Below are 13,878 nucleotides of genomic sequence, written 5' to 3' on the forward strand. Positions count from 1 at the left end.
GGAGCGTGCTGCGGGAAAGCTGAATGATCGATGTTCGTCCTCAGTAGCCACTGCTCAGCACGAACGGTTGCATTTAAGGGGCGCAACGCACCGCTTTTCACCAGCGCGCACCTGCCATAGGATCATCTGCTGGCCCACCGGCGTTCCAGTTCTTTCGCCGGAATAAGTGGACGCCCATGACAGAGACGACCGCCTGCATAAACGCGATCGGTTGCGCGGTTCCTGATCAGGACGTGCATCTCCCCTTCATCCATTGGGCGGACGGGCGGATCGAGGATGATCGCGCCCGGCAGTTGTTCATGCGCATGGCCGAGCGCAGCGGCATTGCGCATCGCTGGTCGGTGCTGCCGGCCGCGCCGGGTGGCGGGTCGCCGGTCGATCGCGGCGGGTTCTACGCGAATGGCATGCCGTCCACGGCAGAGCGGATGGCGCTGTACGGCGAATATGCGCCAGCATTGGCGCTGCGCGCGATCGATGGGCTGCGCGGGCAGGCGCGGGTCGATGGCGTGACCCATCTTGTCGTGGCCAGCTGCACCGGCTTCATCGCGCCGGGCGTGGATCAGGTCATCGCGGCGGCGCTGGGGCTGGAAGATGTCGAACGCACGCTGGTCGGCTTCATGGGCTGCTATGCCGCGGTCGCCGCGCTGCGCACCGCCCGCCATATCGTTCGATCCGAACCGGCGGCGCGGGTGCTGGTGGTCACGGTCGAACTTTCCTCGCTCCATCTTCAATCCGAACAGCAGGTCGACCGGCTGCTGATGATGCTGCAATTCGGCGATGGTGCGGCGGCGGCGCTCGTCACGACGCGCAATGAGGGGATCAGGCTGGGCCAGCCCTTCGCCCTGACGCTGCCCGGCTCCAGCGGCCTGATCCGCTGGAATGTGGGGGACAGCGGTTTCCTGATGCACCTGTCCGGCGAAGTGCCCGGACGCATCCAGTCAGCGCTCAAGGATGGCGGCATCCGCAACCGCCTGTGGGGATCGGACGATCCGGCGGACATCGGCCAGTGGGCGGTGCATGCGGGCGGGCGGTCGATATTGGATGCGGTGGAACATGGGCTGGGCCTGGACAGCGATGCGCTCTCCGCCTCCCGCTCCGTCCTGGCACGCTATGGCAATATGTCGTCGGCGACGCTGATGTTCATCCTGGCCGAACTGCTCCAGCAGCAGCGGCGCGACAGTGGCGTCGCGCTGGCCTTCGGCCCCGGCGTAGCGGCGGAGGGTTTCCGCTTCATGGCGGCGGAGTGATGACCGTCCCAGCGCTGATCATCGGGGGCGGCCCGGCGGGATCGGCGGCTGCGATCACCCTGGCGATGGCCGGGATGAGGCCGAAGCTGATCGAACGGCACAAGCTGCCAGCGGGGTGCGTGTGCGGCGGATTTCTGGGCTGGGACGCATTGCGCGCGCTGGAGGCGCTGGGCATCGACCCTTGGGCGCTGGGCGCGCGGCCCATCTCCCGTTTCCGGCTGGTGACGGCGGAACAGGTGGTCGAAGCGGAACTGCCCGCGCTCGCCGCCGGGCTTTCACGCAAGGTACTGGACCGGGCGCTGCTGGACGCGGCGCGGGCGGCGGGCGCGGACGTGACGCTCGGCCGGGGGGCCCGTGCGATCGATCCCCTCGCCCATAGCGTTCGGCTGGACGATGGCGATACGATCGCGGCAGACGCCATTTTCCTGGCGACGGGCAAGCATGAGATGCGTGGCCTTGCCCGCCGGTTCGCGCACTCCTCGGCCGGGCTGCGGGCGTCGCTGCCATCCTCGCAGCGTCTCGATGGACTGGCCGAGGTGGTGGAATTGCATCTGTTCGATGATGGCTATGCCGGGCTGCTGATGCAGGAGGATGGGTCGGCCAATCTTTGCCTGTCGGTGAGCCGTGATCGCCTGAACGAGGCGGGCAGCATCGCCGCCTTGCTGCCGGACCTGATGCGGCAGGCGCCCGCCCTGGCCGCGCGGATGGAAGGGACCGTGCCGCCCCGCTTCGATGCGGTCGCGGGCGTGCCCTATGGCTGGCGCGCGCGGGACAGCGGAGAGGGCATTTTCCGCATCGGCGATCAGGCCGCCGTCATCGCCTCCCTGGCGGGGGACGGCATCGCCATCGCGCTCACCAGCGGGGTCAGCGCGGCGCGCGCCATGCTTGCGGGCGGACCCAGCGCCGCGTCCGGCTGGCAGCGCGGCATGGACCGCCAATCCCGCCGCCCTGTCGGCATAGCCGAAATGCTGCGGCATGGCGCCGCCTCGCCACTGCCACGCAGGGCGATGATGGCGGCGCTGCGGCTGATGCCCCGGCTGGGGACGCGCGCGGCCAGACTGACCCGGATCGTCAGGGATTGAGCGGCATTTCCCGCACCCGCTCGACGCACAGGCGGAAGGCGAAGCGGCGGACGATCCTGATCTGATCGGGCGCGATGCCCGCCTGCTGCACCAGATCACACCATTCCTGCGGGCGGAAGGAGCGCGCGATGGATAGCTGGCCATCTTCCCGCACGATCCTGTGCACGCGCAGCAGCCGCGCCAATAGCGGATAGCCCCAATGCGCGAAGCCATGCCGGTGAAGGTCGCATATGAACCAGCCGCGCCTTGCGTTGCTTTCCATATGGCGCAGGAACATCATCAACTGCGCATCGGTCATATGGTGGGTGACCTGGCTGGAAATGATGAAATCGAACCGCTCCGGCTGATCGAGATAATCGCCGATGCGGTAATCGATGGACAGTTCAGGGGGCGTGGCGTTGCGTGCAGCGTTCAGGCTTTTCGGATTCAGATCGACACCAACCAGTTGCGCCTCGATCCCGCGCCGCTGCGCCCAGCCCGCGATGGCGCGCAATATGTCGCCATCGCCAAAGCCCACATCCAGCAGGCTGAACCGCTTGGCAGAGCCGATGGCCCGGCCGAGAAAGGCCTTTGCGGGCCATGCGGTAAAGGTCCAGCGGTTGACCCGCGCCAGATCGTGAAGCACCCGTTCGTAGATGGCGGGGTCGAGGTCCGGCGCATCCATCTGCTCCTCTTGCCGCGATCTGGCGGCCAGCTTTGCCATGGGCCTCACCCTCCTTATGAACCTGTCAGGTTCATTCAGCGCGCTTCCCATTGGAACACGCCGTAGTGCATCGCTCCGGCGCGCAAGGCGATGAGGAGGCGCGCGCCTCCGTGAAGAAGCATCCTTTGTCGGTCATATGCTCCGAACTTTTCGACGGCATAGGCCCGCAGGCAAAGCCCGGAGCGCGGCCATCGGCGATCCGCTGCTGCGCTGCCGACAGGGTGAGGCCGACGATCGTCACGTCATGGCGGCCAAGGATCGCCGCCGCCGTCGCGCCATAGCCGCAACCGATATCGCAGACCCTGTGCCCCGGCCGCAACGCCAGATGCTCCTCCACCAGCACGACGAGCGCGGCGGCGGCCTCCTGCGGCGTTTCCTTGCCGGAGCGCCAATAGCCATGATGCACATGATCGCCCCACATCCGGCGGTAGGCCAGATCAAGCTCGTCATAATGAACCGCGACATGCGCCGCGGTCGCTGGTCGATCCGGCACAATCATGCGGGTGAGTATTAGAGAGTGAAGTATAATCCACAAGCGCGGATTTCAGGCCGTGGAAATGCCACTATAAAATTAAAGAACGGTAGCGTTTTATTTAGAATAGTGCTGTTTATGTTACGCATTTGAAGAAAATGCCAGTGCACCTGACCCTACTATACGTAGTCAAATGAAGCTGCTATGAAGGCTTTGGGTGTGCGTCGTGCCTTTGTGGCCTGAATGACCATTTTGGTACGCCGCCATCACAAAAAGAATAGCTAGGGAGAGGATGATGACGAGTGTTGCTCGTTCAGCGCTGATGGGGGGCGTAGCCTTCACGGTGGTCTTAGTTGCAAGTCCGGCAGCCATTGCCCAGGATGTTCCAGGCGGAACTGCCGGGGGCCAGCAATCCGCAGATGCCGCATCGGCCAGAACCATTTCCGGCGCGGACATCATCGTCACCGCGCAGCGCCGCGAGGAGCGGGCGCAGGACGTGCCGGTCGTCGTCACGGCCTTTTCGCCGGAACGGCTGGAAAGGCTGGACGTCAATGAGCCGCAGGACCTTTATGGCAGCGTTCCATCGCTGACGGCGGGCAACCAGGGGCAGGCGAGCCGCGACGTTCAGGCCTACGCCATCCGTGGGCAGTCGACCGGCTTCCTCGCCTCGCCAGGCGTTCAGAGCTACCTTGGCGAAGTGCCGCTGCCGGCGACAGTTTCGCTCAGCCTGCAAGGCGGTCCGGGCCTGTTCGTCGATATGGAGAGCGTCCAGGTCCTTTCCGGGCCGCAGGGCACCCTGTTCGGCCGCAATACGACCGGCGGCGCAGTTCTCTTTCAGCCGCGCAAGCCGACCGATCGCTTCGAAGGATATATTGAAGGCGGCATCGGCAATTACGACCTGCGCAGTATCGAAGGCGCCATCAACGTACCACTGGTCGAAGACAAGTTGATGGTTCGTGTCGTGGGCGCTTACCAGGACCGGCGCGGTTACACCAAGGACCTCGTGTGGGACAAGTGGCGCGACGATACGCACTGGTATTCAGGCCGCATCGGCATCACCTTCAAGCCTACAGAGCGGATCGACAACTATCTTCTGATATATGGAACCAAGTCGTCGAACAACGGCGCGGGATACATTCATAACTATTTCAACATCCCCGGCCTGATAGGTCAGGGCTTCTGCACGGAAGGCCCGCCCAGCCCCGGCGTGCTGTCGTGCGATGTCTACCGCAGGCAGACGGAGATCGCGAAGGAAATCGGCCCGCGCCGCAACCGCCAGGATGTCGACGGATTCAGCAAGATCGACAATTGGGGCATCATCAACAACACTGGCATTGAACTGAACGATGAACTGACGCTGCGCAACATCATCAGCTTCCAAAAGATCAAGACCAATTACGCAGGCGACAGCGACGCGACGCCGCTACAGCAGTATCAGCTCACGCAGAATGCCGATTTACCGGACTTCCCGATCGAAGGTCTGGCGGAATTCGGTATCCCGAACACGCCGGGCAACGTTTATCTGAACGGCAAGCCGAATTTCAATCTGCCGCGCGACGATGTGAAGCAATTCACTGAGGAATTGCAGCTTCAAGGCACGATGCTGGACGACCATCTGACTTTCGCGGTTGGCGCCTTCTATTTCAACGCGACGCCCGCTGGCCCCTGGGGTTCCAGGGCCGCGCAGTTCTGCCCGGCGGCACTGACCGGCAATCCCACGGTGAACCCCCTCAATGGTGCGCTGACCTGCGAGCCGTCCGACGGACGCTCCGGGGTGAGCAATCAGTCCAAGGCGCTCTTTGCCCAAGCCACGCTGGACCTCGGCACGCTGTCTCCCTCGCTCGAAGATCTGCGCGTCACGGGCGGCTATCGCTATACCTGGGACAGGATCAGGGGTTTCAGTTCCTCCTGGGCGGCGAATGCCGATGGCGGGGCCACCTGCTCCTTCGGGACGACCGCGGGAACGGTCGTACCGCCAGGGAGCGATCCGGCGGTCGTCTGCAACTTCGGCGCTACGCTCAAGAGCAAAGCGCCGACCTGGACGATCGGAGTGGATTACAAGCCGATGCGCGACGTGCTGGTCTATGCAAAGGTCAGCCGCGGTTACAAGTCTGGCGGCTTCAACACCTTCGCCGTCCGCGCGGAAACGACCACGTTCGCGCCGGAAAAGCTGACAACCTATGAAGCCGGGTTCAAGTCCGACTGGCGGATCGGCGCCGTGCCGTTCCGCTTCAACGCGACCTATTATTATTCGAAGTACAATAATATCCAGCGTCCCGGAGCCGATGGCAATCTCCGGCCTGGCCTGCCCCCGGCATTCGGGGCCGCGATCTTTGCCGCGGAAGCCACCATTCAGGGCCTGGAGATCGAAGCGTCCATCCGCCCGACGGAAGCGATCGAGATCGGCGGCACGCTGAGCCATGCAGACGGCGATTACAAGAAATTCCAGGTCCGCGCGATCGGGGTCAGCACCTGCCCGAATGGAGACTTTGCGTTCAATCCGGCTGTATTCGTCGACGTCAGCTGCGCTCCGTTCCAGTTCCTGACGCCCTGGATCTACAATATCTATGGATCGATCAATCTGCCGGTGCCGGAAAGCATGGGCAAGCTATCGCTGTTCGCCAGCTATTCGTCCGTCAGCGATCAGTATACCGCGCCTTTCGCTTTCGAACCGGAAGCCACCGTCAAGGGATATGGCCTGCTGAACGCGTCGCTCAACTGGAATGGCGTAGCAGGGAGCAACTTCGATCTGACTCTGTTCGCCAATAACCTTACGAACAAGCTTTATCGCGTAGGCAATACCAACTCCTTCAGCAACAATGTCGTGTCCTCCCTCTATGGAGAACCGCGCATGTATGGGTTGAAGCTGAAATACCGTTTCGGCGGCTGAGCGACAGGGACCGGATATTGGGGGCTTGCTCGAAAGGGCGAGCCCCTTCTTTTTTGCCTGGAGCGTGATCATCTTGCACGGAAGCGTCCGCATGGGGCTTGTTTTCCGTCACGCCCCTGCGACACGCTTAGGACAGGTTCGGCTCTGGCCCTGCTGCCTCGGCAACGTCGAAGAAGAAGAAGAAGCGGAACCCCGGGTCGAGTCCGGGATGACGATCACCCAGACATGATCGAAACCGGGAGCATCCACCGGGAATCCGGGGCGCTTCCGCCCGCTACGCTCCGGCCGCAGCGACCTCGTGGCTGCCGCTCCACATGCCCGCGACCGCTTCCAGCAGTTGCTGCGCGTCGAAGGGCTTGCCCACCACCGGCACATGATCGAAGCTCGACGGCAGATGTTCGCTGCCATAGCCGCTGACGAAGACGAAGGGGATCGTCCGGTCGGACAGGGCCTGCGCCACCCTGTCGGCGGGTTCGCCCTGCAAATTGCCGTCCACCAGTGCGCCGTCAAATTCCTTGCGCCCGATCATCATAACGGCGTCATCCACCGACGCGACCGGCCCGACCAGCATCACGCCCGCATCCTCCAATATGGCGGCGAGTTCGAACGCGATCAGCGCCTCATCCTCGACCAGCAGCAGGCGCTTGCCCCGCAATTCCGCTAATGACGGCGCGGCCTCGCGCCCAGCGCGCTGCACCCTGCGCGGCAGCAGGCGGGGTCCGCGATGCCGCGCGCCCGACATATAGGGGAGCGTCAGCGTCCACCCGATTCCGTCCGCTTCATAATGCGGTTCCGCACTGCCGCCATCGGCGCGCAGGCTGCGTTCGATCAGGGCGGTGCCGAAGCCCCGGCGGGACGGCGCGCTCACCGGCGGGCCGCCCTGTTCCCGCCAGTTCAGCACCAGACGGTCCTCGGCGATTTCCCACGTCAGATGCACGCGCCCTTCCGGCACCGACAGCGCGCCATATTTATGCGCGTTCGTCACCAGCTCATGCAGCACGAGCGCCAGATGCAGCGCCGGTTCGGGGGGCAGGTCCACGGACGGACCATCCGCTTCGAACCGATCCGCCTCGATCGCGCCGATCGACAATTGCCCTTCTATCAACTCCCGCAGGCTCGCCACCTGCCAGGTCGCGCCGCTCAGCAGCGAATGCGCGCTCGCCAGCGCATGGATGCGGCCCATGAAGGTCGGCGCGAAATCCGAAGGGCCAGCCGAATGGCGCAGCGTCTGCGTCGCGATCGCCTGAACCGAGGCGAGCGTGTTCTTGACCCGGTGGTTCAGCTCGCCGACCAGCAGTTTCTGCGTTTCCTCGGCGCGCTTGCGGTCGGTGACGTCCAATATCTGGAGGTTGATCGAGAATAGCCGCCCCGCCGCATCCCGCAATGCCGAACAATAGCATTCGCAATCGAGCGGCAATCCTTCCGCCGAATGGAAACGCAGCGTCCGCGTCGCGCGGGGCAGCGCGCCGCCGATCATCTCGTCCAGCAAGGTGGTGAAGCCGCCTGCCTGTTCGGCATCCAGCCACTTGACCTCAACCGCGTTGAACCCCGCCACTTCGGCCGCCCGCCAGCCGAACAGCCGCTCTGCCCCCTTGGACCAGGACATGATCCGCTGGCCGGCGTCCAGTTCCACCAGGGCCAGCGGCGAATTGTCGCCATGGGCCGTCAGGCGCGCGAGCACGGCGGCATGTTCGTCCCGCTGCCGCGCCAGTTCCTGCCGCTGGCGGAACAGTTCGACGAAGATGTCGACCTTGCTGCGCACGATCTGCGCGTCGACGGGCTTGAGCAGATAGTCGACGGCGCCCGCTTCATAGCCGCGGAAACGGCGGCGTTCGTCGGTGGCGACGGCGGTCAGGAAGATGATCGGCACGCGGCGCGTCCGTTCCGTCCCGCGCATCAGTTCGGCCAGTTCGAACCCGTCCATGCCGGGCATCTGCACATCCAGCAGCGCCAGCGCGACATCCTGTTTCAGCAGCAGTTCCAGCGCCTCGACACCTGAGCGCGCCTGCAACAGCTCCAGCCCCTCCCGGCTGAGCAGGGCGTCGAGCGCCGCCAGATTTTCCGGCACGTCATCGACCGCCAGTATCTTGACCGATTCGCTAGCCATGGCTTGCCCCCGTCAGAGCCTGACCATTGCGGCGGAAGATCTTCTCCGCCTCGTCAAAGTCGGTGAAGCCGCCCGAATGGCGGGAAAAGCGCAGCGTTTCCTTCGACCCCAGGCCCAGGAACCCGCCGCGCACGAGCGAGCCGCCGAACAGCCCCAGCGCACGGTCCTGAAGGTCGCGGTCGAAATAGATCAGCACGTTGCGGCTCGACACCAGTTGGACTTCGGAAAAGACTTCATCGCTTGCGAGATTATGTTCAGCAAAAACGGCGCGGCGGCGCAATGATTTGTCGAACACGGCCGCCCCGTAAGCGGCGGTATAATAGTCCGACAGCGACGTCCTGCCGCCCGAACGCCGATGGTTTTCAGTGAAATGGGCGATCTGGTCCCGGCTGTAGATGCCCGCTTCCGCCCGTTCCAGCGCGGCGGGGCTGATGTCGGTGCAGTAGAAGATCGTGCGGTCCTCCAGCCCCTCTTCCCGGAACAGGATGGCAAGGGAATAGAATTCCTCCCCATTGGCGCACCCGGCGATCCACACCTTGAGCGAGGGATAGGTGCGCAGGTGCGGGATCACCTTTTCCCGCAGCGCGCGGAAATAGGCAGGGTCGCGGAACATCTCGCTGACCTGGATGGTCAGGAAGCCCATCAGGTCGGCGAAGGCCGCCGGTTGCCGCAGGATGCGATGCTGCAAATGGGACAGGCTTTCGCAGCCGAAATGCTGCTGCGCCCTGGCCATGCGGCGGTGGAGCGACCCGCGCGAATAGCCGCGAAAGTCGTAGTGATAATGTCGCCAGATCGCCTCCAGCAGCAGATCCAGCTCCACCTCTTCATGGGGCAGGAAGTCTGGGTTCTCGATCAACGCGGCATCCATACCCTGACCAGGCTGAGCAGCTTGTCGACGTCGAGCGGCTTGGCGAGATAGTCGTTCGCGCCCGCGTTCAGGCATTCCTGCTGGTCGCGCGCCATCGCCTTGGCGGTCAGGGTGATGATGGGCATGGACTTGCCCCAGGGCTGCTTGCGAATCTCGCGGGTGCAGGTGAGGCCGTCCATTTCCGGCATCATCACGTCCATCAGCACCAGATCGACCGGCGCGGCGGACCCGCGCGCGCTTTCATCAAGCGCGGCAAGAGCCTCGCGGCCGTTGCGAGCGATACGGACATGCACCCCATGAGGTTCGAATACGCTCGTAAGGGCATAAACGTTCCGTATGTCGTCCTCGACCACCAATATGTTCCGCCCCTCCAGCCCTTCGTCGCGGTTCAGCGACTTGGCGATGAGCTGCTGTTGCGGTTCGGGCAGTTCGGACACGACCTGGTGCAGGAACAGCGTCACCTCGTCCAGCAGCCGCTCGGGCGACTTGGCGCCCTTGACGATGATGGACTTGGAATATTTGCGCAGGCGCAATTCCTCGTCCTCGCCCAGGTCGCGGCCGGTATAGACGATGACCGGCGGGAAGCCGACGCTCTCGTCCGCGCTCAGCCGCTCCAGCAGGTCGAGGCCGGACGCATCGGGCAGGTTGAGGTCAAGCACCATGCAGTCGAAGGTTTCGCGGCCCAGCATGTCGAAACATTGGGCGGCCGAATGCGCCTCCAGCGTTTCGACGTCGCGCGACGCCAGCAGCAGCTTGATGCTTTCGGCCTGCTGGGCGTCATCCTCCACCACCAGCACGCGGCGCAGCCGCTGTTCCATGCGCGCTTCCAGCCCTTCGAGCATGTCGATGAGCTGCTCGCGCTTCACCGGCTTGAACAGATAGCCGATCGCGCCGCTGGACAGGGCGGCCTGGCTGTCGTCGTCCACCGACACGACATGCACCGGAATGTGCCGGGTGCGCACGTCGCGCTTGATGCGGTCGAGCACCGACAGGCCGGTATGGTCGGGCAGGTTCATGTCCAGAATGACGGCATGGGGCACATATTGCCGCGCCATCAGCGTGCCTTCGTCCGCCGTGCCCGCGATCAGGCACTGGAAACCCTGTTCATGCGCGATGTCGCACAGGATGCGGGCGAAGACCGGGTCATCCTCCACGATCAGGATGACGCGAGAATCCCCGGCGAGCTTCTCACGGTCATCCTCCGCCACCACCGCCGCTGGCCGCAGCCGGGGGGGCGTGGGATTGGACGGGCGCGGCCGCACCGGATCGGACGTGGCAAGCGCGGGGACATGGCTGAGCGCCGGATCGAACTGTTCGGGCAGCAGCAGGGTAAAGGCGCTCCCCTGCCCCGCCGCGCTTTCCACCCGCAACTCGCCGCCCAGCAGCCGCGCCAGCTCACGCGAGATGGACAGGCCAAGGCCGGTGCCGCCATATTTGCGGCTGACCGTCCCGTCAGCCTGACGGAAGGCCTCGAATATCACCTGCTGCTGTTCGGCGGGGATGCCGACGCCGGTGTCGCGCACGGTGAAGGCGATGCGGCGGTCGGCCTCCCGCCCGGCGCTCAGCGTCACTTCGCCCTTTTCGGTGAACTTGATGGCGTTGGACAGGAAGTTTTTCAGCACCTGTTCCACGCGCTGCTGGTCGGTTTCGATCTCCGCCGCGTCGGGCGCGGTTTCGATGCGGAAGGCCAGCCCCTTCGCCTGCGCGGACGGAGCGAAGATCGCCTGCAACTTTTCGATGACGGGGACGACGCGGACGCGGCGCGGCTGCAATTCCAGCTTGCCCGCCTCGATCTTCGAAATGTCCAGAATGTCATTGATCAGCGTCAGCAGGTCATTGCCCGACGTTTCGATGGTTTCGGCATGGCGCACCTGATCGGCGGTCAGATTGCCCGCGCGATTTTCCGCCAGCAGCCGCGCCATGATCAGCAGGGAATTGAGCGGCGTGCGCAGCTCATGGCTCATATTGGCGAGGAATTCGGACTTGTAGCGGCTCGCCTGTTCCAGTTCGCCCGCCTGGTTCTGGAGCGAGGCCTGCGCGCGCGTCAGGTCGTCGCGCTGGATTTCCAGCTGGCGCGCCTGTTCTTCCAGCCGGGCGTTGCTTTCCTCCAGCTCCGTCTGCTGCGCCTCCAGCCGGGTCGCGGCCTCCTGCAACTGGCGGCTCTGCGTTTCCAGCTCGTCATTATTGGCGCGCAGTTCCTCGCTCTGCGTCTGCAATTCCTCGGCCTGCTGCTGCGTTTCCTCCAGCAATTCCCGCAACCGCGCGCGATATTTGCCCGACCGGATCGCCACGCCCAGCTGATGGCCGATGCGCTCCATGAAATCCTGCGCCAGCGCCGCGCGCGCCTTTGGCATGCCAAGCTCGATCACCGCATTGACCTGCCCGTCCGCCTTGGCCGCGGCGATCAGCAGCGTGGCGGGCTTGCTCTGCCCCAGCCCCGATCCGTAATAAAGATAGCCGTCCGGCACCGCGTCCAGCAGGACGGGCCGCCCGTCGCGCGCCACTTCGGACAGCAGGCCATCGGATTGCCCGAACCGCACCGGCAACTGCGCCTCGGCCGGGACGCCGTAGGTCGCGTGGCGGCGGAAACCGTCGCCATTGCGAATGAAGATCGCGCCCGCCCGCGCGCCCAGATGATCCGCCAGGAACAGCAGCGCGCTGCGCGCCAGTTCATCCAGCGGCTGCTCCCCGCCGACCGCATCGGCCAGTCCCACCTGCCCCGTCTGCACCCATTCTTCCCGCTGGATCGCATTGCGGTTGCGGATGAACAGGAAGCCGACAAAGGCCAATATCCAGGTCACCGCGCAACCAAGCGTCCGGTTCAGCGCAGCGATGGAAGGGTCAATGCCCAGCGGCGCAAGGGTGAAGCCGACGATGGTCAGCAAGGTCGCCAGTGCGGCCACGACCAGCGGCGCCTGCGGCCGGGGCGCGAGATAGGCGATCACCGCAGGCAGCAGATAGGCCACCCACACCGCCGTCCCCAGCGGAAAGACCAAGTCCGCAACGAAGGGCAGGACCAGCAGCACGGCCAGCATCGTGTATATGAGGGAAGAACGGGCGCGATCGGTCATGGACAGCATGGCGGTACTCGAATGGGATAGCCGCCTCCTTTAGAGCGGCTGATCCCCAAGGTGCAAATCCTGCGTGGAAAATTTGCGGCCAGCCGGCTCGTGGCATGAGATCCATGCGCTCCTACGAAGGCGACCGATGGAGACGAGCGGACGCCCGGAGCCGGTGCGGACGGCGGGGCTGAACGTCGCAGCCATAACGCGCGCCACCTCCGGCGCGATCATCGCCGCGCCGGAGGTGGCGTGATGGTTCGTGCGCGTCAGGCTTTCAGATGCTTGGCCAGATGCTTGTTCATTTCGAACATGCTCGCCTTCTTGCCGCCGAATATCTTCTCCAGCTTGCTGTCGGCCAGGATTTCGCGCTTGTCCTTGGGGTTTTGCAGGTCATTGGCCTTGATATAGTCCCAGACCTTCTTGACCACTTCGCTGCGCGGAATCTTCTTGTCGCCGACGATCTCGGCCAGTTCGGGCGAAGGCGTGACGGGCGCCGTGATCCCGCCCCGCGCGCCGCCTGCGGGCTTGCCGGTCTTCTTCACCTTGGAAACGGCTGCCTTCGTCTCCTGCTCGCCACGCTGCTCCCGGGTACGCGCCATCGATCATTCCTCTTTCAGGCGAGACGAGGCCAAGGACCCGGCTCTCGCGAGTTGATGATCAGCCTAAGTCCCGACTGGCCAAAAAGTTGCCTTGAAAGAGGGCGATTCAATCATTGCTTCGATGATCGCGGCTCTTTTACTAGCGGGTTGCGGCAGAGTGAGCATTTACGGAGAGGGATATGGCGTTGAAAATTATCGTCGCTGGCGGCTTCGGCGTCCTGGGCCGAGCAGTCTGCGCCACACTGGCGGAGGAACGCCATAGCATGGCCGTCATCGACATGGCCGCCGCGCCGGAAGGGTTTGGCGGCATCGCGCTGGAGGGCATCGATCTGGCCGATGAAGCCGCCGTGATCTCCGCTTATGCAACGGCGGCGCAGGCGATGGGCGGCATCGACGCCGTGGTCAATGTGGCGGGCGGCTTCCTGTCGGAAACCGTGGCGGACGGATCGATCGACAACTGGGACAGGATGTACCGGATGAACGTGCGCACGGCAGCCATTTCATCCCGCGCGGCCTTGCAGCATCTTCCTTCCGGCGGCGCGATCGTCAATGTGGGCGCGGCGGCGGCGGCCAATGTGCTGACGGGCATGGCGCCCTATGCCGCGTCGAAAGCCGGGGTGATGGCCCTGACCGAGGGGCTTGCCGACGAATTGCGGCCGCGCGGGATTCGCGTCAATGCGGTCCTCCCCACCATCCTCGACACGCCCGCCAACCGGAAGGACATGCCCGATGCCGATACCGGCAACTGGGTAAGGCCGGAGGCGGCGGCGAAGGTGATCGCCTTCCTGCTCTCGCCGCAAAGCGCCTGCATCACGGGCGTGGGCGTCAAATTGTCCCTGGCGGGCTGA

At 64.5% G+C, this 13,878-nt stretch carries 10 protein-coding genes; 4 read left to right on the forward strand and 6 right to left on the reverse strand.

Annotation, left to right across the window (positions count from 1 at the left end; translation table 11 throughout):
• The first annotated feature begins 176 nt into the window (after positions 1 to 176).
• Together ET21_RS0111895 and ET21_RS0111900 are read left to right on the forward strand one after the other, a co-directional pair.
• On the forward strand, positions 177 to 1,247 hold the full coding sequence (locus tag ET21_RS0111895; RefSeq protein WP_030539874.1) for a type III polyketide synthase: 1,071 nt from the start codon (positions 177 to 179) through the stop codon (positions 1,245 to 1,247).
• Positions 1,247 to 2,329, forward strand: coding sequence for an NAD(P)/FAD-dependent oxidoreductase (locus tag ET21_RS0111900; protein ID WP_030539875.1), 1,083 nt, complete (start codon positions 1,247 to 1,249; stop codon positions 2,327 to 2,329). The genes ET21_RS0111895 and ET21_RS0111900 overlap by 1 nt, the downstream gene beginning before the upstream one ends.
• On the opposite strand, the gene ET21_RS0111905 is transcribed toward ET21_RS0111900, so the two are convergent.
• Positions 2,319 to 3,032: a methyltransferase domain-containing protein gene (locus ET21_RS0111905; protein WP_030539876.1), complete on the reverse strand. Its 714-nt coding sequence runs from the start codon at positions 3,030 to 3,032 to the stop codon at positions 2,319 to 2,321. The genes ET21_RS0111900 and ET21_RS0111905 overlap by 11 nt on opposite strands.
• Before the next feature lie 31 nt (positions 3,033 to 3,063).
• Positions 3,064 to 3,525, reverse strand: coding sequence for a cyclopropane-fatty-acyl-phospholipid synthase family protein (locus ET21_RS26640; RefSeq protein WP_162180705.1), 462 nt, complete (start codon positions 3,523 to 3,525; stop codon positions 3,064 to 3,066).
• A gap of 274 nt (positions 3,526 to 3,799) precedes the next feature.
• On the opposite strand from ET21_RS26640, the gene ET21_RS0111915 reads away from it, so the two are divergent.
• The gene (locus ET21_RS0111915; RefSeq protein WP_237751548.1) at positions 3,800 to 6,394 is read left to right on the forward strand and encodes a TonB-dependent receptor; all 2,595 of its coding nucleotides are present in this window, start codon (positions 3,800 to 3,802) and stop codon (positions 6,392 to 6,394) included.
• Between the two features lie 274 nt (positions 6,395 to 6,668).
• Here the strand turns inward: ET21_RS0111915 and ET21_RS0111925 are convergent, their stop codons facing one another.
• From ET21_RS0111925 to ET21_RS25865, 4 genes are all read right to left on the reverse strand, one after another.
• Positions 6,669 to 8,501, reverse strand: a complete 1,833-nt coding sequence (locus ET21_RS0111925; RefSeq protein WP_030539880.1) for a response regulator — start codon at positions 8,499 to 8,501, stop codon at positions 6,669 to 6,671.
• Positions 8,494 to 9,369 (reverse strand): protein-glutamate O-methyltransferase CheR, encoded by an 876-nt coding sequence (locus tag ET21_RS0111930; protein WP_030539881.1) that lies wholly within the window; start codon positions 9,367 to 9,369, stop codon positions 8,494 to 8,496. Before ET21_RS0111930 ends, ET21_RS0111925 begins: the two co-directional genes overlap by 8 nt.
• Positions 9,354 to 12,440, reverse strand: a complete 3,087-nt coding sequence (locus tag ET21_RS0111935; RefSeq protein ID WP_030539882.1) for a response regulator — start codon at positions 12,438 to 12,440, stop codon at positions 9,354 to 9,356. The genes ET21_RS0111930 and ET21_RS0111935 overlap by 16 nt, the downstream gene beginning before the upstream one ends.
• A gap of 257 nt (positions 12,441 to 12,697) precedes the next feature.
• Entirely contained in the window at positions 12,698 to 12,973 is a 276-nt protein-coding gene (locus ET21_RS25865; protein WP_051209749.1) for an SWIB/MDM2 domain-containing protein, read from the reverse strand.
• Between the two features lie 236 nt (positions 12,974 to 13,209).
• Here ET21_RS25865 and ET21_RS0111950 point away from each other — a divergent pair, with 236 nt between their 5' ends.
• Complete coding sequence (locus ET21_RS0111950) at positions 13,210 to 13,878, forward strand: SDR family oxidoreductase (protein ID WP_030539883.1); 669 nt, start codon at positions 13,210 to 13,212, stop codon at positions 13,876 to 13,878.

Source organism: Sphingobium sp. DC-2, assembly GCF_000722555.1.
Taxonomy (GTDB): Bacteria; Pseudomonadota; Alphaproteobacteria; order Sphingomonadales; family Sphingomonadaceae; genus Sphingobium; species Sphingobium quisquiliarum.